Source organism: Bradyrhizobium sp. USDA 4472 (assembly GCF_054058595.1).
This window is the reverse complement of sequence record NZ_JBSSAM010000001.1, coordinates 7,288,592-7,307,453: the sequence shown is the minus strand read 5'-3', so window position 1 is coordinate 7,307,453 and position 18,862 is coordinate 7,288,592. Positions and strand designations below refer to the sequence as shown.

Genomic DNA, 18,862 nt, shown 5'->3' with positions numbered 1-18,862 from the left:
GGCATGCGCGAGCACGGTGGAAATCTCGATCTGGCCCGGCAGCGTTTCGGCGGACGCGCTGAAGACTGGATCGACCTGTCGACCGGGATCAACCGGCGGCCTTATCCCGTGGGCGAGATATCAGCACATCATTGGCAGGCTCTGCCGTCGCGTTCCGAGATCGAGGCCCTGCACCAGGCGGCTCAACGTGCCTATGGCACGATCGCGCCAGTTGTCGCGATGGGCGGTGCGCAAGCCGCCATTCAACTGCTGCCGCAGCTCGCGCCGCGCGGACGGGCGCGCATCCTCGGGCCGACCTACAACGAATATGCCCCTGTGCTGTCGGCCGCGGGATGGGAGGTCGAGGACGCCGGTGAGCTCGATGCGCTCGCCGGCGCGAGCCTCGCCATCGTCGTCAATCCCAACAATCCCGACGGGCGCCGTGCCGCGCCGAAGGAATTGCTCGCGCTTTTGCCGCGCGTCGGTCATCTCGTCGTCGACGAGAGTTTTGCCGATGCTGTTCCCGAGCTCTCGCTCGCTTCGGAAGCGGGGCGGCCGGGGCTCTTGATCCTGCGCTCGTTTGGAAAGTTTTATGGGATTGCCGGCCTCCGGCTCGGCTTCGCGATTGGCCATGCGACTGACATCGCCAAGCTCGCGGCAGCATCGGGTCCGTGGCCTGTGTCGGGCGCGGCGATCGCGATCGGCTGCCGCGCCTTGCGCGATGACGCCTGGGCCAAGGCGACGACGGTGCGGCTTGCGCAGGATTGCGCGCGCCTCGATGAGATGGCGCAAGGGCAGGGCTGGCGGCTCGCCGGCGGCGCGCCGCTGTTTCGTCTCTACGAAACGCCTGACGCAATGGCCGCGCAGGAGAAGCTCGCGCGCCGCCAGATCTGGTCGCGCGTCTTCGCGCAAAATCGGACCTGGTTGCGCCTCGGTCTTCCGGGCGTCGAGTCCGAATGGATGCGCCTCGCCGGAGCCTTAGCGCGCTAGCGCGAGCAGGCCTTCGACGCCGAGATGCCTTTCGATGTGATCGGCCAACGCATCGAGCGCGCTCTCGACCCGGGCGCCATACGGGTCCTCACCCGCGGGAATGTCGAGCCCTGCAAGGAATGCCTTGCGAAAGGCGTCCGACGTGAACAGGCCATGCAGATAGCTGCCTTGCACGCGCCCATCGCGCGAGATCGCGCCTTCGAGCTCGCCATTCAGCTTGGCGAATGGACGCGCACGATCAGCCCCGTCGGTACGGCCGATGTGGATTTCGTAAGCGTGGATCGGTTGATCGGTCGCCGCGTGCACAGCCGCGACCCGTGTCAGCGTCTTCTGCGGGCTCATCACCGTTTCCACATCCAACAGCCCGAGGCCCGGCGTGTCGCCCGCGGGTCCTTCGATGCCGTCGGGATCAGCAACGCTGCGTCCGAGCATCTGGTAGCCGCCGCAGAGGCCGAGCACATGGCCACCCCTGCGGTGATGCGCGAGCAGGTCGATGTCCCAGCCCTGCGCGCGCAGGAACGCGAGGTCGCCACGCGTGGACTTCGAGCCGGGGATGATGACGAGACGCACGTCGCCCGGTATCGCTTCGCCCGGACGCACCATCACGAGATCGACTGAAGGCTCGAGCTTCAGCGGATCGAGATCATCGAAATTGGCGATCCGCGACAATGCGAGGCAGGCGATCTTGCGCTGGCCCGGCTTGCGGGCATCGCTTAGGCCCAGCGCATCTTCGGCCGGCAACTCGCCGGCCCGTGCGAACCACGGCAGTACGCCAAAGCCGCGCCAGGCGGTCCTTTGCTCGATCAGTCTGTAGCCGTCATCGAACAGCGTGGGATCGCCGCGGAACTTGTTGATGACAAAGCCCTGGACCATCGCGGCATCATCAGGTTCGATGACCGTCTTGATGCCGACGAGCTGGGCGATGACGCCGCCACGGTCGATGTCGCCGACCAGCACCACGGGCACGCCGGCCTTGCGGGCAAAACCCATATTGGCGATGTCGGCCTTGCGCAGGTTCACCTCGGCCGGGCTGCCGGCGCCTTCGACCAGCACCAGATCGCTGCGCGCCTTCAACCGCTCAAAGCTCTCCAGCACCGCGCCCATCAGCTGTGGCTTCATCGCCGCATAGTCGCGCGCGCGCGCGGTTGCGATGCGCTTGCCATGCACGATGACTTGCGCGCCGACATCGGTCTCGGGTTTCAGCAGCACCGGGTTCATGTCCGTGTGCGGCTCGACGCCCGCGGCGAGCGCCTGCAGCGCCTGGGCGCGGCCGATCTCGCCGCCATCGACGGTGACGGCGGCATTGTTGGACATGTTCTGCGGCTTGAACGGGAGCACGCGCAAGCCGCGCCGCGTAAACGCGCGCGCGAGGCCGGCGACGATGAGCGACTTGCCCACGTCCGAACCGGCCCCCTGGATCATCAGCGCGCGTGCCGTCACGTTTCAGAACTCGACGCCGGCCTGCGCCTTGATGCCGGAGCGGAACGGATGCTTCACCAGCGTCATCTCGGTAACGAGGTCGGCGATCTCGATCAGCTCGTCCTTGGCGTTGCGCCCGGTGAGCACGACATGCGTCATCGGCGGCTTCGACGTCTTGAGGAAATCGACGATTTCGCCGATGTCGAGATAATCGTAGCGCAGCGCGATGTTGATCTCATCGAGCACGACCATGCGCAGATTGGAATCGAGAATCAGCTCCTTTGCCTTCTCCCAGCCGGCGCGCGCAGCCGCGATGTCGCGCGCGCGGTCCTGCGTCTCCCAGGTGAAGCCTTCGCCCATGGCGTGGAACTGGCACAGTTCGCCGAAATGGCCGGTGAGCAGGCGTCGTTCGCCGGTATCCCAGGCGCCCTTGATGAACTGCACGACCGCGCAGGGGAAGCCATGAGCGACGCAGCGCACGATCATGCCGAAGGCGGAGGACGACTTGCCCTTCCCGGCGCCGGTGTGGACGATGATGAGCCCTTTTTCGCCGCTCTTGGTCGCCATGATCCTGTCGCGGGCGACCTTGATCTTCGCCATTTTTGCGGCGTGCTTCGCCTCGTTCTTCGCGTCTGTCTTGGCGTGGGTCTTGGCGTCTGTCTTGGCGTGGGTCTTGGCGTCGGTTTCGTCGGCCGTTTGGCTATCCGGTTCAGGCGTCATCTGACAGGGTCCTTCGGCTTGACAAGAGGCGGCCGGGGGCAAATGGTGGCCCGGCGTTGGTTCCTGTCCTATGACAGGCGAAGAGGGAATGCGATAGGGTCCGAATCGGCAAGATTGGGTCCAAAATGCAGCCGCCCCCGCGACCGTGACCGGAGAGATGCCCAAAGCCACTGAACCCCCAGGGGATCGGGAAGGCGGGGATCGAAGGGCAAAGCCCTGCTCCGCAAGCCGGGAGACCTGCCAGCGCGGACGATTTTTGGACCGGCGGACGGGGTGTTCCGCGACGGGGAAACGAGCCTTCGCAAGAACGGTTCGTGGGCCTCTTCGCCTCCGGCTGATACTTCTGGAAGAGGCGATGACCGTCACACTGCATGTCTGCATCACCTGTCGCGCCGGCCAGACGCTCGGCGAAGGCGAGGTTACGCCCGGCAAGCGTCTGCATGGCGCGATCCTCGAGGCCGGTGTTCCCGACGGTGTCAAACTGGTTCCCGTCGAATGCCTCTCTGCCTGTAGCCAGGGTTGCTCGGTCGCGCTCAGCGCGCCCGGCCGCTGGTCCTATGTGTATGGCCGGCTCTCGGATGCCAACGCGCAGGACGTCGTTGCCGGCGCCGCCGCGTATGCCGCCGCGCCAGATGGCCTCGTGCCCTGGCGCAGCCGGCCTGAAATCTTCCGCAAGCAATCGCTTGCCCGCATTCCCCCCATTGTCGCGTTGCCGGAGGCCGCCGAATGAACTCGCTCGCAAAAGTCCCGGTGACCGTCGTCACCGGCTTTCTCGGCTCCGGCAAGACGACGTTGATCCAGCATCTGCTCGGAAATCCCGGAGGCAAGAAGCTCGCCGTGCTGGTCAACGAGTTCGGCAGCGAGGGGGTCGACGGCGAGATCCTGAAGTCCTGCGCCGACGAGAACTGTCCGGAAGAGAACATCGTCGAGCTAGCCAATGGCTGCATCTGCTGCACCGTTGCCGACGATTTCATTCCGACCATGGAGAAGTTGCTCGCTCGCCCTGTGAAGCCCGATCACATCCTGATCGAGACCTCGGGCCTGGCATTGCCGAAACCGCTGCTGAAGGCATTCGACTGGCCCGAGATCCGCTCGCGCATCACCGTGGACGGTGTGATCGCGCTCGCCGATGCCGAGGCTGTCGCCGCCGGCCGTTTTGCACCGGACCCGGATGCCGTCGAAGCGCAACGCGCGGCCGACGGGAATCTCGATCACGAGACGCCGCTGTCGGAGGTGTTCGAGGATCAGATCGCCTGCGCCGACATCGTGCTGCTCACCAAGGCCGATCTTGCGGGTGCTGCGGGCATTGAAGCCGCCAAGGCCGCGATCACCGCCGAGATGCCGCGCCGCGTGCCGATGCTGCCCATTACCGATGGTGCGATCGACGCACGCGTCATCCTTGGCCTTGGCGCCGCCGCCGAGAACGATCTCGCCGCGCGTCCCTCGCATCACGACGGCGAGGAGGAGCACGAGCACGACGATTTCGCCTCTCTCGTGATCGATCTCCCTGAGATTGCTGACGTCGATGCGTTGCTCGCATCGGTCCAGAAGCTGGCGCGCGAGCAGAACGTGCTGCGCGCCAAGGGCTATATCGCGGTCGCGGGCAAGCCGATGCGGCTGCTGCTGCAAGCGGTCGGCGAGCGCGTGCGCCACCAGTTCGACAGGCCCTGGGGCGCAGGTCTCAGGCAATCAAAGCTCGTCGTGATCGGCGAGCACGGCGATATCGACGAGGCTGCGATCAAGGCGGGATTGGGAGTCTGATGCACGTCGTCTTCCGCGAGAGCCGCGGTCTGGAGGAGACCGCGACGCCAAGGGACATCGGCCAGGACCCGGCCGATCTCGTGGTGCTCTCGTTCTCGGATTCCGACCTTGCCGCCTTTGCAGCGGGCTGGCGGCGTGGCCGTGACAGCCTGCCGTCGTTGCGGCTCGCCAATCTCGCGGAACTACGTCATCCGCTCTCGGTCGACACCTATATCGAGCGCACGCTGTCGCAGGCGCGTGGCATTCTGGTGCGCTTGATTGGAGGCGAGTCTTATTGGCCCTACGGGCTCGCGGCACTCCAGCAACTGGCAAAAGATCGCAATATCGTGCTCGCCGTGCTGCCGGCCGATGGCCGCGACGATATCAGGCTCGACGCTTATTCGACTTTGCCGGTCTCGACGCTGCGCCGGCTCAAGGTGCTGTGCGACACCGGCGGTCCCGTTGCGGCGCAGGCGGCGATTGCGCAGCTTGCGCTGGCCTCGGGTCTCTATGCCGGGCCCGTCGTCGGCGAAATGACCGTGCCAGAGATGGGCTTTTACGATTCCGCGCGAGGCGTGATCGCCGCCGTCCCGAGCGGGGGGAAGCCGTCCGCGCTGGTGACGTTCTATCGCTCTTACCTCACTGCCGCGGACACTGGGCCGATCGACGCGTTGATCGCTGCGCTGCGCGAGAAGGGGTTTGACGCCTATGGCGTGTTCGTCACCTCGCTGAAGGCCGCGGGCGTCGCTGACTGGCTGCGAGACCATCTCGCCAGGAATCCTCCTGCCGCGATCGTCAATGCGACGGCGTTCTCGGCGAGGGGCGACGACGGCACGACGCCGTTCGATGCCGCGCCGTGCCCCGTGTTCCAGGTCGCGCTCTCATCGGCGCAGCGCGAGGACTGGACGGAGTCGCTGCGCGGCCTGTCGCCCGGCGATCTCGCGATGCATGTGGTGCTGCCGGAGGTCGACGGCCGCCTGTTTGCGGGCGTGGCGAGTTTCAAATCGGCCGGGATGCGCGATCCCGATCTGCAGTTCTCGCATCTGGCTCATCGGCCGGATGAGGAGCGCGTGAGGGCCGTTGCGGCACGTGTTGCGGCCTGGCATCGCCTGGCCGAGAAGCCCGCTGCGGAGAAGCAGCTGGCGATCGTGCTCTCGAACTATCCGGGACGACCGCACCGGATCGCGCATGCGGTTGGTCTCGATGCGCTGGCCTCGGTGGAAGCCTTGGCGTCTGATCTTGCCGATGGTGGCTTCAACCTTTCGCCCGTCGGAGCGCTTGGCGAGACGCTGGTCAAGCAAAAATTGACGTGGACCGTTGCCGACTATCGCGCGGCGCTTTCGCGCCTGCCGCAAGCCTTGCAGGACGATCTCGCGCGAGCCTGGGGCGCGCCGGAGAACGATCCGAGCTGCCGTGACGGCGGCTTCCACTTCGCTGCGATCCCGTGCGGCCGATCGATCATCGCAGTCCAGCCCGAGCGCGGCGATGCGGCTACGCGCGATTCCGACTATCACGATCTCGCCCGCACACCGCGCCATGCCTATGTCGCGTTCCATCTCTGGCTCCGCGGGCAGGGGATTGATGCCGTCGTCCATATGGGCGCGCATGGCACTCTGGAATGGCTGCCCGGGAAATCCGTGGCGCTGTCCTCACACTGCTGGCCGGAGGCGCTGGTCGGCGATCTGCCCGTCATCTATCCCTTTATCGTCAACGATCCCGGCGAGGCCGCGCAGGCCAAGCGGCGCATTGGTGCCATCACCATCGGCCATCTGCCGCCGCCGCTGGAACAATCTGCCGTGCCTGACGGCTTGCGCCGGCTCGAACGTCTGCTCGACGAATATTCGACCGCCGATGGTCTCGATCCCGCGCGTCGCCAGCGCCTGATCGCGGCGATCCGCGAGGAGGCGCGTGCGGCGGGTCTCGAAGACGATCTCGGCCTGGATGCTTCGGCCGCACCGGCTGAAGCCATCCCTCGCATCGACCGCTTCGTCTGTGATCTCAAGGAAAGCCAATTCGGCGACGGCCTGCATGTATTCGGCCGCGGCGCCTGCGGTGACGCCGAGCGGGATGCGCTGTGCGCGGCGCTTGCAGGCCAGCGCATCGCGTCGGGCCCGGCAGGCTCGCCGTATCGCGGGCGTCAGGACGTCATGCCGACGGGGCGCAATCTCTTCGCCGTCGATCCCCGCGCGGTGCCGACATCGTCGGCGCATGCGCAGGGGATCAAACTCGCCGAAGAGCTGCTGCGCCGTCACCTGCAGGATCACGGCGATTGGCCGAAGGGTCTGGTCGTCGATCTCTGGGGCTCGGCCACCATGCGCACCGCGGGCGAGGAATTCGCGATGGCGCTGCATCTCGCCGGTCTCGCGCCGCGCTGGGATCATGCCTCCGGACGCGTCACCGGCTACGACATCATCGCGCCGGCCGAGCTCGGCCGTCCCCGCATCGACGTCACGCTGCGCGTCTCGGGCCTGTTCCGCGACGTCTTCCCGGGCCTTGCCCAGATGTTCGAAGCCGCCACCGAGGCGCTCGCATCGCGCGAGGAGGGCGAGGCGAATCCCTATCGCCACCGCGCCTCCCGCGTGTTCGCGCCGCGTCCCGGACAATACGGCGTCGGCCTTTCGGCGATCCCCGATGCCTTCTCGCCCGAGACGCGCGATGCCGCCGGTGAAGCCTGGCTGTCGGCCTCGTCCTGGGCGTTTTCCGCCGATGGCGAGATCAAGCCGGATCGCGCGGGCATCGAGCAGCGGCTCGCGTCCGCCGATGCGTTCGTTCACCTCCAGGATCTGCCGGAGACCGATCTGCTGCTCGCCGCCGACTATGCCGCGCACGAGGCCGGCATCGCCGCGGCGGCGGCGCATCTCGGCGCAGCAGGGCCATCGCTCTATCACCTCGACACCACGCGCCCCGACGAGCCGCACGCGCGTACGCTGACGGAAGAAATCTCCCGCGTCGTGCGCGCCCGCGCTGCCAATCCGGCCTGGATCGCCGGCATGATGCGGCACGGTTTTCGCGGCGCGGCGGAGGTCACTGCGACGCTGGAGCACATGGCGGCCTTCGCCCATCTCGCCGGCGCCGTACCGCCGCATCTGTTCGATCTGTATTATGACGCGACGCTCGGCGATGCCGATGTCCGCGCCTTCATGGCGCGCGAAAACCCGTCGGCGCTCGCCGCGATGCAGACCTGCTTCACCCGCCTGCACGAGGCTTCGCTCTGGCGAACGCGCCGCAACTCGATCGCGGCCGCGCTGAAGGAGGCGTCATGAGCGTGGCGTCAGTGAAGGGCTGGTGCCCCGGCGCTATCAGGCCGATGCAATCGGGCGACGGGCTCGTGGTCCGCGTGCGCCCGTTCGGCGGTCGAGTCGACGCGGAACAGGCCGCCGGGCTCGCGCGTCTCGCCGAGCGCCATGGCAATGGTCTGATCGACGTGACCAGCCGAGCCAATCTCCAGATCCGAGGCGTCAGCGAGAGCAGCCATCGGCGGCTGCTTGATGGTCTCGCACAGCTGGCGCTGCTGGACCCTGACGCCGACACCGAATCCCGGCGCAATATCCTGGTCACCCCGTTCTGGCGCCGCGGCGACGAGACCCAGGCGCTTGTCGCGGAGCTCGAAGAGGCGCTGGCGAACTCTGCGCTCGCGTTGCCGACGAAATTCGGCTTCGCCATCGATGACGGCACCTCGCGCGTGCTCGCGGGCAATTCCGCCGATGTGCGGATCGAGCGCGACGCGGCAGGCGGTCTCATGGTGCGTGCCGATGGCGCAAGGTTCGGCCGCTGCGTCGCGCGCGGCGAAGCGGTGACCACCGCACTTGCTGTCGCTCGCTGGTTTATCGCCTCCGGCGGACGCGGGCGGATGGCAACGCATCTTGCCGCGGGCGCAAAACTGCCTGAGGCGCTACGTGGCGAGGCGGAGCCGGCGCCGATCATGGCAGCTGTGCGCCCCGGTCTCTATCCGCAAGGGGCGATGGTCGGGATCGCCTTCGGGCAGGTGCCGCATACGACGCTCGACCAGCTCTCCGGCTGCGGGCATGCGCTGCGGATGACGCCGTGGCGGATGGTCTTGAGCGAGGGCAAGCGGACGATGCCGTCAGCCTCGGGCCTCATCACCGAGGCTGACGATCCGGCGCTGCGCGTCATCGCCTGCAGCGGCGCGCCGCGCTGCCGCGAGGCCCATGCCGATACCCGCGCGCTGGCCGCGGCGCTCGCGCCTGATATCGGGGCAGCTGCCCAGCTGCATGTCTCCGGCTGCGCCAAGGGCTGCGCCCATTCCGGCGCGGCCGCGATCACGCTGGTGGCGACGGCGACCGGGTTCGATCTCGTGCGCGGCGGCTCGACCCGCGACGTGCCTATACTGCGTGGGCTCGACCGCGACGACATGATCAGCGATCCCTCCATCCTGATGCGGGGCCACTGATGCCGCATGCTTACGAGACGGACGGCGTTGCGATCTATCGGCAATCCTTTGCGACCATCAGGGCCGAGGCCGATCTGGGGCGCTTCACAGCCGACGAAGAACAGGTCGTGGTGCGCATGATCCACGCCGCCGGCATGGTTGGTCTCGAAGCGCATATCCGCTTCACGCCCGGCATGGCGACCGCGGCGCGCGCAGCCTTGCAGAAGGGCGCGCCGATCCTGTGCGATGCGCGCATGGTGTCCGAAGGCATTACGCGCGCGCGACTGCCCGCGGCCAACGCGGTGATCTGCACGCTCGGCGAGGAGGCCGTTCCTGCGCTGGCGCAGTCGATGCGCAACACGCGCTCGGCCGCGGCGCTGGAACTGTGGCGCCCGCATCTCGACGGCGCGATCGTCGCGATCGGCAATGCGCCGACGGCGTTGTTTCATCTGCTCAACATGCTCGAGGACCGCGACTGCCCGCGGCCAGCGGCCATCATCGGCTGCCCGGTCGGCTTCGTCGGCGCGGCCGAATCCAAGGCCGCGCTGATGGCCGATCCACCCGTGCCGGCGCTGACGGTCGAAGGCCGCCTCGGCGGCTCCGCGATCACGGTCGCTGCCGTGAACGCGCTGGCGAGCCGGAGCGAATAGAGATGGGACGCATCATCTGCTGCGGTCTCGGACCCGGTGATCCCGATCTGATGAGCGTGCGCGCCGATCGTACCGTGCGCGGCGCGAAGCACGTCGCCTATTTCCGCAAGAAGGGCAGGCCGGGCCAGGCGCGGCGCATCGTCGAGGGGATGCTGGCTGCCGACGTCACCGAATATCCCATGGAATATCCGGTGACCACGGAGATCGCCTTCGATGGCCCGGAGTATGTCCAGCTGCTATCAGGCTTCTACGATGAATGGGCCGAGCGCCTGGCGCGGCTCTCGCGCGCAGTCGACGTCATCGTGCTGTGCGAGGGCGATCCTTATTTCTACGGCTCCTTCATGCACCTGCACACGCGCCTGCAGGGCCGCGTCGAGATCGAGGTGATCGCCGGCATTCCCGGCATGGTCGGCTGCTGGAACGGCGTGGGACAGCCGATTGCGCTCGGCGACGACGTGACGACGGTGCTGATGGGCACGCTCGCCGAAGAGGAACTCGAGCGGCGCATGCGCGATTCCGATGCCCTCGTCATCATGAAGACCGGCCGCAATCTCGCGAAGGTGCGCCGCGCGCTTGCATCCGCGGGCCGGCTGGACGATGCTGGCTGGCTGGTCGAGCGCGGCACCATGCCTGGCGAGCGCGTGGTGCGGCTTTCCGAGATCGATACCACTGAGTGTCCTTACTTCGCGATCGTGCTCGTGCACGGTAAGGGCCGGCATCCGGCCGCCGCCGAATGAGTGGCACGCTCACCATCGCGGGCCTCGGCCCTGGCAGTGACGCGCTGGTGACGCCGGAGGTCTCGGCCGCGCTTGCTACCGCGACCGACATCTTGGGCTATGCGCCTTACGTTTCGCGCGTGGCGCCGCGGCCCGGGCTCACCCTGCATCCGTCCGATAATCGTGCGGAACTTCAACGGGCCGCCGAGGCTCTGCGGCTCGCGGCCGATGGCGGCGAGGTGGTTGTCGTCTCCTCCGGCGACCCCGGCGTCTTCGCGATGGCCGCTGCCGTGTTCGAAGCGCTCGAACTGGCGCCGCAATATCAGGACCTGCCGATCCGCGTGCTCCCGGGGATCACCGCGATGCTGGCGGCGGCGGCGCGCGCCGGCGCGCCACTCGGCCACGATTTCTGCGCGATCAACCTCTCCGACAATCTCAAACCATGGGCGGTGATCGAGAAGCGGCTGCGGCTCGCCGCGGAAGCTGATTTTTCGATCGCGATGTACAATCCCCGCTCGGCGAGCCGGCCGGATGGATTTGGTCGCGCGCTCTTGGTGTTGAAGGAAGCCGGCTGTGGTGAGCGCCTTGCGATCTTCGCGCGCGCGATCAGCGCTGCCGACGAAAAAATCGTGACGGTTACGCTAAACGATGCGACGCCGGAGATGGCCGACATGCGCACGCTTGTCATCGTCGGCAATTCGCAGACGCGCCGCGTCGGTCGCTGGGTCTATGCGCCGAGGCAGGTCCGATGATCGAGCCATTGCATCACCTCGGCGACGCTCTCGACCCGCAGCCGCTCGGGCAATTGCGGCCGCGAGATCATGATCACGGGCAGGCCAAGCCTGCGCGCGGCGTCGATCTTGGCGCGGGCGCCGTCGCCGCCGGAGTTGCGGGCGACGATCCATGCGATGCCGCGCGTGCGCAGCATCTCCAGTTCGCCCTCGAGCGTGAACGGCCCGCGCGATACGATGACATCGGCGGCGAAGGGCAGGAGCGCCTCCGGCGGATCGACGAACCGCAGCGTGTAGGCATGCTGCGGACTGGCCGCGAACGGGGCGATGTGCTGGCGGCCGATGGCGAGGAAGACGTTTGCCGGCGCTTCGGGCAGCGCAGCCGCCGCAGCATTGACATCGCTGGCCTCAATCCAGATGTCGCCGGGCGTCTTGCTCCAGGGCGCGCGCTCCAGCGCGATCAGCGGCGTGCCGGTCTCAGCGCACGCTTCGATGGCGTGACGGCTCATCTCGGCCGCGAAGGGATGCGTCGCGTCGATCACATGGGTGATGCGTTCGCGCTTGATGTAGCCGGCAAGCCCGCTCACGCCGCCAAAACCGCCGATGCGGGTCGGCAGCGGCTGATCCGCCGGGACCCGCGTGCGGCCACCATAGGAATACACGGCGTCAATGCCCACGCGCGCGATCTCCGCGGCGAGCACGTTCGCATCGGCAATTCCGCCCAGAATGAGGGCGCGAATCATGGCTGAGTCCTTGGCTGTTCCCTGGCTGAGCATCATCGGTATCGGCGAAGATGGCCTTGCCGGGCTGCCGGACGCAAGCCGAAAGGCGCTCGCCAACGCGGAAACCGTGTTCGGCGGCGAGCGCCATCTTGCACTTGCAGACGTAGGAAGCCGCGGCCGCGCGTGGCCGGTGCCGTTCGATGCCGACATCGTGTTGAGCTGTCGCGGCCGGCCGACGGCGGTGCTCGCCTCCGGCGATCCCTTCTGGCACGGCGCCGGCGCGGGCCTCGCCGAGAAGCTCGGCAGCGACGAGTGGATCGCATATCCGGCGCCATCGACCTTCTCGCTCGCGGCCGCGCGGCTGGGCTGGCGGCTCGAGTCCGTCGTCTGTCTCGGGCTCCACGCCGCGCCGTTCGAGCGTCTGATCGCCCATCTGGCGCAAGATGCGCGGATCATTTGCCTTCTGCGCGACGGAAAGACGGTCGGCGAACTGGCGAAATGGCTGACGCAACGAGGATGGGGTGCCTCGCTCGTATGGACCCTCGAGGCGCTTGGCGGCCCGCGCGAATACATCGACCGGCACCGCGCCGATCGCTTTGCCGAGGATATTGCCGGCAATCTCGTTGCGGTGGCGGTCCTGGCGATAGGCGGGCAGGGGATTCCCCGCAGCTCAGGTCTTCGAGACGATCTCTTTGTCCATGATGGCCAGATCACCAAACGGCCGGTACGCGCGCTCGCGCTCTCCGCGCTGGCGCCGCGCCCCGGCGAGCGCCTATGGGATATCGGCGCCGGCTCAGGCTCGATCTCGGTGGAGTGGGCGCTGTGCGGGGGGGCGGCGACTGCGATCGAGGCGCGCGAGGATCGCGTTGCGAACATCCGCAGCAATGCGGCGGCGTTCGGGCTGACGCACAGGATCACCATCATCACGGGAACGGCGCCCGAAGCACTTGCCGCGTTGGAGGCACCCGATGCCATCTTCGTCGGCGGCGGCCTCGATCGCGCGATGTTCGATGCGATCTGGTCGCGTCTTTCACCGGGCGCGCGGCTCGTCGCGCATGCCGTGACGCTGGAGACCGAGGCGCTGCTCGGCGGATTGCACCGGCAGCATGGTGGCGAGTTGATGCGGGTCGAGATCGCGCATGCCGCTCCGCTCGGCCGTTACCGCTCGTGGGAGGCGGCACGGCCGTTGCTGCAGTGGAGTACGGTCCGATGAAAATCGCCGGGCTCGGATTCAAGAGAGATGTGACGCTGGCCTCGTTGCGCGAAGCGCTGCTGGCAGCCGGCGGTCCCGAAGGGCTCACCGCTGTGGCTACTGTCAGCGAGAAGGCCGATGCGGAGGCGTTGATACTGCTTGCGCTGGAATGCGGCGTGCCGATCAAGGCGGTACCGGCCGACATATTGGCTCGTATCGACACGCCGACGCAATCGAAGCTCGTCACCGAAAAATTTGGTACGGGATCCCTCGCCGAGGCAGCGGCGCTCGCTGCCGCCGGCCCGCACGCGCGATTGATCGGGACACGCGCGATCTCGCAGGATCGCACCGCGACGGCTGCGATCGCGGAAGGAGACGGCCCATGACGGTGCATTTCATCGGCGCCGGACCGGGCGCTCCGGACTTACTGACGCTGCGTGGCCGGGACTTGATCGCGGCCTGTCCGGTTTGTCTCTATGCGGGATCGCTGGTGCCCGAAGGCGTGTTGGCGCATTGCCCGCCAGGTGCGCGCATCGTCAACACGGCGCCGCTGTCGCTCGACGATATCATCGCCGAGATCGGCGCGGCGCACGCGCAGGGCAGGGACGTCGCGCGGCTGCATTCGGGCGATCTCTCGATCTGGTCGGCGATGGGCGAGCAGCTTCGCCGGCTGCGCGCGCTCGGCATTCCCGTCACGATCACGCCGGGCGTGCCCTCGTTCTCCGCGGCCGCCGCCGCCCTCGAAGCCGAGCTGACGCTGCCTGGGCTCGCGCAGTCGGTCGTGCTGACCCGCACGCCGGGCCGCGCCAGTGCGATGCCAGAGGGCGAGAAGCTTGCCGCGTTCGCCGCAACCGGCGCCGTGCTCGCGATTCATTTGTCGATCCATCTGCTCGACCAGGTCGTCGCCGAGCTCACGCCGCACTACGGTGCCGGCTGTCCAGTCGCCATCGTCTGGCGCGCGAGCTGGCCGGACCAGCGCATCGTCCGCGCGACGCTGGCAACGCTCGATGCCGCCGTCGGTACGGAGATGGAGCGCACTGCCTTGATCCTGGTCGGCAAGACGCTTGGCGCTGCGGAGTTTGACGAGAGCCGGCTCTACGCCGCCGACTACGATCGGCGCTATCGCCCGATCGGTGCCGAGCCGCGCTTCCCGGAGGCATCGTGATGGCGGCGGGCCTCGTCATATCCGCGCCAGCGTCCGGCGTCGGCAAGACCACGCTGACGCTCGCGCTGGCGCGCGCCTGGCGCAATCGCGGATTGAAGGTGCAGTGCTTCAAGAGCGGGCCCGACTATATCGATCCCGCCTTCCATGCCGCGGCCACGGGCCGTGCCTCCGTCAACGTCGACAGCTGGGCGATGGACCGCGCGACCATCGCGCATCTCGTCAGCCGCGGCAGCGATGCGGACATCGTGCTCGCCGAGGGCTCGATGGGCCTGTTCGACGGCGTTGCCGCGCGCGGCGTCTCGGGCACCGGCGCCACCGCTGACATCGCGGAGATGCTGGGCTGGCCGGTGGTTTTGGTGATCGATCCCTCGGGACAGGCGCAGACGGCGGCGGCGATCGCGGCGGGCCTGCGCGATTACCGCGCCGGTCTGCGCCTTGCCGGCGTCGTGCTCAATCGTGTGGCGAGCCCGCGCCATGAAGAGCTCGTGCGGCGCGCGCTCAACGACGTCGGCATCGCCGTCTTCGGCGCACTGCCGCGCCATGCCGAGATCAGCCTGCCGAAACGGCATCTCGGCCTGGTGCAGGCCGAGGAGCAGGCGGAGATCGGCAAGCTGATCGACGAGGCCGCGCGCTTCGTCGCCGAGCATGTCGATCTCGATGCGGTGCTGCGCTCGGCTGCCGACTGGTCGGTGCGATCAGCCACCGATGGCCTGAACGTGACGCCGCCCGGCCAGCGCATCGCGCTTGCCCGCGATGCCGCATTCTCCTTCGTCTACCCGCACATGCTGGAAGCCTGGCGCGCGGCCGGCGCGGAGATCTCGACATTCTCGCCGCTCGCCGATGAAGCGCCGGATGCGGGCGCGGATGTCTGCTGGCTGCCCGGCGGCTATCCCGAGCTTCATGCCGGCAAGATCTCCGCCAATGCGCGCTTCCACAACGGCCTACGTGCCTTCGCCGAGACACGGCCGGTGCACGGCGAATGCGGGGGGTATATGGTGCTGGGCACCGCTTTGACCGATGCCGAAGGTATTCGTCATGAGATGACGGGTCTGCTCGGACTGGAGACGAGCTTTGCCAAGCGCCGCATGCATCTGGGCTATCGTCTCGCCACGCTCTCAGCGCCGATGCCGGGGCATCAGGCCGGTGCGCGGCTGCGTGGGCATGAATTCCACTATTCGACGATCCTCGCCCAGCCTGATACGCCGCTGGCGGTGGTGCACGACGCAGCCGGTGCGGTCATCGCCGAGGCCGGCTCGCGGCGTGGCCACGCCACCGGCACGTTCTTCCATCTGATCGCGGAGGACCGGTGAGCGGCTTTGTCTCCTTCGTCTCCGCCGGCCCCGGCGATCCCGAGCTTCTCACGGTCAAGGGCGCCGCGCGGCTGCGCGAGGCCGACGTCGTGCTCTATGACGATCTCGCCTCCGGCGCGATCCTCGACCTGGCGCGGCCCGGCGCCAATCTCGTCGCGGTCGGCAAACGTGCAGGGCGGCCTTCGACCAAGCAGCACCACGTCAATCGGCTGCTGGTCGATTATGCCGCCACCGGCGTCCGCGTCGTGCGGTTGAAGTCGGGCGATGCCGGCATCTTTGGCCGGCTCGAGGAGGAGCTGGAGACGCTGCGCGAGGCGGGCATCGGCTACGAGATCATTCCCGGCGTCACTTCGGCCTGCGTGGCCGCCGCGCAAGCCGGCATTCCCCTGACGCGTCGCCATACCTCGCGCCGGGTGCAGTTCGTGACCGGGGCCGATGTCACCGGCGAGCTGCCGCCGAATCTAAATTGGGCGGCGCTGGCCGATCCGGATGCAACGACGGTGGTCTATATGGGCCGACGCACCTTTCCGGCGCTGGTCTCGAAATTGATCGAGCACGGTCTGTCACCTGGCACTCCGGCACTGTTCGCCGAATCGCTTGGCCGCGCCGACCAGCTGATAGTGCGCACCACGATCGCCGAACTGGCCGCGCAGCTGGCGCGCGGCGGCGCGGCGTCCACGGCGGCCGTCATCATGTTCGGCGCGCTGGCGGGGGGCGGATCATCATGATGACCCTCTCGCTGATCGGCATCGGTTGCGGCGATCCCGCGCAGCTCACGCGCGCGGCTGTTCACGCCATCAATGCTGCCGATCTTGTCCTGATCCCGCGCAAGGGCACCGCGAAGTCTGATCTCGCTGATCTCAGGCGAACGATTTGCGCGGACGTGCTCACCACTGCCACCACGCGCATTGCCGAATTCGAGCTTCCCGTGCGCGACGCGCTCGAAGCCGACTATCGCAAGGGCGTTGACGATTGGCACGATGCGGTCGCCGCCACGTGGTCGCGGACGATAGCCGATCATCTCGGCGGTGACGGCAAGGTCGCGCTGCTGATCTGGGGTGATCCGTCCCTCTACGATTCCTCGCTGCGTATTGCGCGGCGGCTCGCTCCCCAGCCGACCATTGAGGTCGTGCCGGGTATCACCTCGATCCAGGCGCTTTGCGCGGCGCATGCGCTGCCGCTCAATGACATCGGTGAGCCCTTTCTGGTCACGACGGGACGGCGCCTGCGCGAAGGCGGCTGGCCTGAAGGCGTCGATACGGTCGTTGTGATGCTCGACGGCGGCACCGCGTTCCAGTCGCTCGATCCTGACAGAATTCAAATCTGGTGGGGTGCCTATCTCGGCATGGCCGATCAGATCATCATGTCCGGCGCCCTGGCCGATATTGGTCCGCGCATCGTGGCGGCGCGGCAGGATGCGCGCGAGCGGCACGGCTGGATCATGGACTGTTATATTCTCAAACGCAGGCCATAAGCGAGGCAGCATGCTCCCTGAATGGATCACTCAAAACTGCCCTGAGCCATCAGCTGTTCATCGCGATGCGGCGATCGCGCGGCAGGCGCAACTGACAAAGCCGACGGGCGCGCTCGGCCGACTCGAGCAGCTCGCGATCGAGCTTGGCGGTCTGCAAGCGACCGAACGCCCCCGCGCGGCACGCGTGCCGATCATCATCTTCGCCGGCGATCACGGCATTGTCGCCCAGGGCGTGTCGGCCTATCCGCAGGCCGTCACCATTGCGATGATGGCGAATTTTGCCTCGGGCGGCGCTGCGATCTCCGTGCTGGCACGCGAACTCGGCTCGACGCTTGAAGTTGTTGACGCGGGAACGCTGGCGCAAGAGCCGATGCCAGATATCGTCACGGACAAGCCGCGCCACGGCACGCGGGATTTCAGCATTGAGCCTGCGCTGACGCTCGCCGAGCTGGCATTCGCCTTCGAGGCCGGTCAGCGCGCAGTCACGCGAGCGAAGGCCAATCGACCCGATCTCCTGATCTTCGGCGAGATGGGTATCGGCAACACCACGACGTCTGCGGCGATCGCCGCAGGCCTGCTCGGCATCAGCGCCGAAGAGATCGCAGGCCACGGCACCGGCGTCGATGCGGCGGGGCGCGTGCACAAGGCGCGCGTGATCGATGCCGCGATCGCGCGTCATGGCGTGGCCGGCGCGGCGCCCGAAAAAATCCTGTGCGCCGTGGGCGGTCTCGAGATCGCGGCCATATCCGGGGCCATCATCGCGGCCGCGCAAGCGCGGATTCCGGTGCTGATCGACGGGTTCATCGTCTCGGTAGCGGCGCTCGCGGCGGTGCGGCTGAACCCGTCGTGCCAGCCGTTCCTGCTGCCGTCACACCAGTCGGCGGAACAGGGGCATCGGCTGGTGCTGCGCGCGCTGAACGTGCAGCCGCTGATCAGCCTCGATCTCCGGCTCGGCGAGGGGTCGGGCGCCGCGATCGCCCTGCCGCTGGTGCGTTCGGCCTGCGCGCTGCACAATGACATGGCGACGTTCGCGCAGGCCAATGTGCCGGACAGAGCTAGCTGACTTGCCGATTGACTGACACAACCCGCCATCCGGTCGCGAGCCGGTCGATCCGGGTCAGTGACAGCGGATCGATCACGAAGCGCAAGGCTGCTTGCGGCGAGAGATCGAGGGCGATGCAGAGGGCGGCGCGGATGGTGCCGGAATGCACGACGAGCGTTGCGGGGCCGGCACCTATCGGCGCAAGCCCGAGCCGGACGCGCGCGACCTGATCCTCAAAACTCTCTCCACCTGGTGGCCGTCGGCGTGCCGGATCACTCCAGAACTGCGCATAGGTTTCGCCCCCGCTGGCTGCGAGCTCGTCATGCCGGCGGCCGGTCCAGCCGCCAAAATCCTGCTCGCCGAATTCGGGCATCAGTTCAGGCTCAAGCCCCAGCGCCCGCGCCGTCTCGACCGTGCGGCGCGCCGGGCTGGCATAGCTCGCCGCATTCGGCGGCAGAAGACGGCGCAGCGCCTCGAGCTGCGCGCGATCGTCGAGATCGGCCGGAGCGTCGGCCGCATGGATGGTCCCCGCGACACCGTCGACGCGGGCATGGCGTATCAGCCAAAGGAAGGTCTCGCCTTCCATGCAGATCTCCCAGGGAAGCTCGCCGCCGCGGCAATA

Annotated in this window: 19 protein-coding genes and 1 riboswitch; of the genes, 15 read left to right on the top strand and 4 right to left on the bottom strand. The window is 67.7% G+C overall.

The window, feature by feature from the left end:
• Window positions 1-3 precede the first annotated feature (3 nt).
• On the top strand, window positions 4-969 hold the full coding sequence (cobD, locus tag ACVWZ4_RS34510; protein WP_456742123.1) for a threonine-phosphate decarboxylase CobD: 966 nt from the start codon (window positions 4-6) through the stop codon (window positions 967-969).
• On the opposite strand, the gene ACVWZ4_RS34505 is transcribed toward cobD, so the two are convergent.
• Both ACVWZ4_RS34505 and cobO read right to left on the bottom strand, forming a co-directional pair.
• A complete protein-coding gene (locus ACVWZ4_RS34505) occupies window positions 958-2,391 on the bottom strand; it encodes a cobyric acid synthase (RefSeq protein WP_456738141.1) in 1,434 nt (477 codons plus the stop codon). The two genes, cobD and ACVWZ4_RS34505, sit on opposite strands and share 12 nt — an antisense overlap.
• A 21-nt stretch (window positions 2,392-2,412) precedes the next feature.
• Window positions 2,413-3,108 (bottom strand): cob(I)yrinic acid a,c-diamide adenosyltransferase, encoded by a 696-nt coding sequence (gene cobO, locus ACVWZ4_RS34500; RefSeq protein ID WP_456702742.1) that lies wholly within the window; start codon window positions 3,106-3,108, stop codon window positions 2,413-2,415.
• Between the two features lie 40 nt (window positions 3,109-3,148).
• Window positions 3,149-3,367: riboswitch (cobalamin riboswitch) on the top strand.
• Between the two features lie 96 nt (window positions 3,368-3,463).
• Here cobO and ACVWZ4_RS34495 point away from each other — a divergent pair.
• The 7 genes from ACVWZ4_RS34495 to cobJ are packed head-to-tail and all read left to right on the top strand — an operon-like array spanning window position 3,464 to window position 11,356.
• Window positions 3,464-3,838 carry a DUF1636 family protein gene (locus tag ACVWZ4_RS34495; RefSeq protein WP_456734628.1) on the top strand — a complete coding sequence of 125 codons (375 nt, stop codon included), beginning with the start codon at window positions 3,464-3,466 and terminating at the stop codon, window positions 3,836-3,838.
• Window positions 3,835-4,869 carry a cobalamin biosynthesis protein CobW gene (gene cobW / locus ACVWZ4_RS34490; protein ID WP_456702744.1) on the top strand — a complete coding sequence of 345 codons (1,035 nt, stop codon included), beginning with the start codon at window positions 3,835-3,837 and terminating at the stop codon, window positions 4,867-4,869. The genes ACVWZ4_RS34495 and cobW overlap by 4 nt, the downstream gene beginning before the upstream one ends.
• The gene (gene cobN, locus ACVWZ4_RS34485) at window positions 4,869-8,111 is read left to right on the top strand and encodes a cobaltochelatase subunit CobN (protein ID WP_456763607.1); all 3,243 of its coding nucleotides are present in this window, start codon (window positions 4,869-4,871) and stop codon (window positions 8,109-8,111) included. Before cobW ends, cobN begins: the two co-directional genes overlap by 1 nt.
• Window positions 8,108-9,259 (top strand): precorrin-3B synthase, encoded by a 1,152-nt coding sequence (cobG, locus tag ACVWZ4_RS34480; RefSeq protein ID WP_456763608.1) that lies wholly within the window; start codon window positions 8,108-8,110, stop codon window positions 9,257-9,259. The genes cobN and cobG overlap by 4 nt, the downstream gene beginning before the upstream one ends.
• Window positions 9,259-9,888: a precorrin-8X methylmutase gene (locus tag ACVWZ4_RS34475; protein WP_456702747.1), complete on the top strand. Its 630-nt coding sequence runs from the start codon at window positions 9,259-9,261 to the stop codon at window positions 9,886-9,888. Before cobG ends, ACVWZ4_RS34475 begins: the two co-directional genes overlap by 1 nt.
• Before the next feature lie 2 nt (window positions 9,889-9,890).
• Entirely contained in the window at window positions 9,891-10,625 is a 735-nt protein-coding gene (locus ACVWZ4_RS34470) for a precorrin-2 C(20)-methyltransferase (RefSeq protein ID WP_456790465.1), read from the top strand.
• A complete protein-coding gene (gene cobJ, locus ACVWZ4_RS34465; protein WP_456734633.1) occupies window positions 10,622-11,356 on the top strand; it encodes a precorrin-3B C(17)-methyltransferase in 735 nt (244 codons plus the stop codon). The genes ACVWZ4_RS34470 and cobJ overlap by 4 nt, the downstream gene beginning before the upstream one ends.
• On the opposite strand, the gene ACVWZ4_RS34460 is transcribed toward cobJ, so the two are convergent.
• Window positions 11,332-12,078: a cobalt-precorrin-6A reductase gene (locus ACVWZ4_RS34460; RefSeq protein ID WP_456742121.1), complete on the bottom strand. Its 747-nt coding sequence runs from the start codon at window positions 12,076-12,078 to the stop codon at window positions 11,332-11,334. The two genes, cobJ and ACVWZ4_RS34460, sit on opposite strands and share 25 nt — an antisense overlap.
• A 10-nt stretch (window positions 12,079-12,088) precedes the next feature.
• Here ACVWZ4_RS34460 and cbiE point away from each other — a divergent pair, with 10 nt between their 5' ends.
• The 7 genes from cbiE to cobT are packed head-to-tail and all read left to right on the top strand — an operon-like array spanning window position 12,089 to window position 18,261.
• On the top strand, window positions 12,089-13,270 hold the full coding sequence (cbiE, locus tag ACVWZ4_RS34455) for a precorrin-6y C5,15-methyltransferase (decarboxylating) subunit CbiE (protein WP_456742312.1): 1,182 nt from the start codon (window positions 12,089-12,091) through the stop codon (window positions 13,268-13,270).
• Window positions 13,267-13,635 carry a cobalamin biosynthesis protein gene (locus ACVWZ4_RS34450; RefSeq protein WP_456734634.1) on the top strand — a complete coding sequence of 123 codons (369 nt, stop codon included), beginning with the start codon at window positions 13,267-13,269 and terminating at the stop codon, window positions 13,633-13,635. The genes cbiE and ACVWZ4_RS34450 overlap by 4 nt, the downstream gene beginning before the upstream one ends.
• Window positions 13,632-14,414, top strand: a complete 783-nt coding sequence (gene cobM, locus ACVWZ4_RS34445; RefSeq protein ID WP_456742120.1) for a precorrin-4 C(11)-methyltransferase — start codon at window positions 13,632-13,634, stop codon at window positions 14,412-14,414. The genes ACVWZ4_RS34450 and cobM overlap by 4 nt, the downstream gene beginning before the upstream one ends.
• Complete coding sequence (locus ACVWZ4_RS34440; protein WP_456742119.1) at window positions 14,414-15,724, top strand: cobyrinate a,c-diamide synthase; 1,311 nt, start codon at window positions 14,414-14,416, stop codon at window positions 15,722-15,724. The genes cobM and ACVWZ4_RS34440 overlap by 1 nt, the downstream gene beginning before the upstream one ends.
• On the top strand, window positions 15,721-16,452 hold the full coding sequence (gene cobA / locus ACVWZ4_RS34435; RefSeq protein ID WP_456734637.1) for a uroporphyrinogen-III C-methyltransferase: 732 nt from the start codon (window positions 15,721-15,723) through the stop codon (window positions 16,450-16,452). Before ACVWZ4_RS34440 ends, cobA begins: the two co-directional genes overlap by 4 nt.
• Window positions 16,449-17,198, top strand: a complete 750-nt coding sequence (cobF, locus tag ACVWZ4_RS34430) for a precorrin-6A synthase (deacetylating) (protein ID WP_456702755.1) — start codon at window positions 16,449-16,451, stop codon at window positions 17,196-17,198. Before cobA ends, cobF begins: the two co-directional genes overlap by 4 nt.
• 10 nt (window positions 17,199-17,208) lie before the next feature.
• A complete protein-coding gene (gene cobT / locus ACVWZ4_RS34425; RefSeq protein WP_456702756.1) occupies window positions 17,209-18,261 on the top strand; it encodes a nicotinate-nucleotide--dimethylbenzimidazole phosphoribosyltransferase in 1,053 nt (350 codons plus the stop codon).
• On the opposite strand, the gene ACVWZ4_RS34420 is transcribed toward cobT, so the two are convergent.
• The gene (locus ACVWZ4_RS34420; protein ID WP_456742117.1) at window positions 18,254-18,826 is read right to left on the bottom strand and encodes a histidine phosphatase family protein; all 573 of its coding nucleotides are present in this window, start codon (window positions 18,824-18,826) and stop codon (window positions 18,254-18,256) included. The genes cobT and ACVWZ4_RS34420 overlap by 8 nt on opposite strands.
• Between the last annotated feature and the right edge of the window lie 36 nt (window positions 18,827-18,862).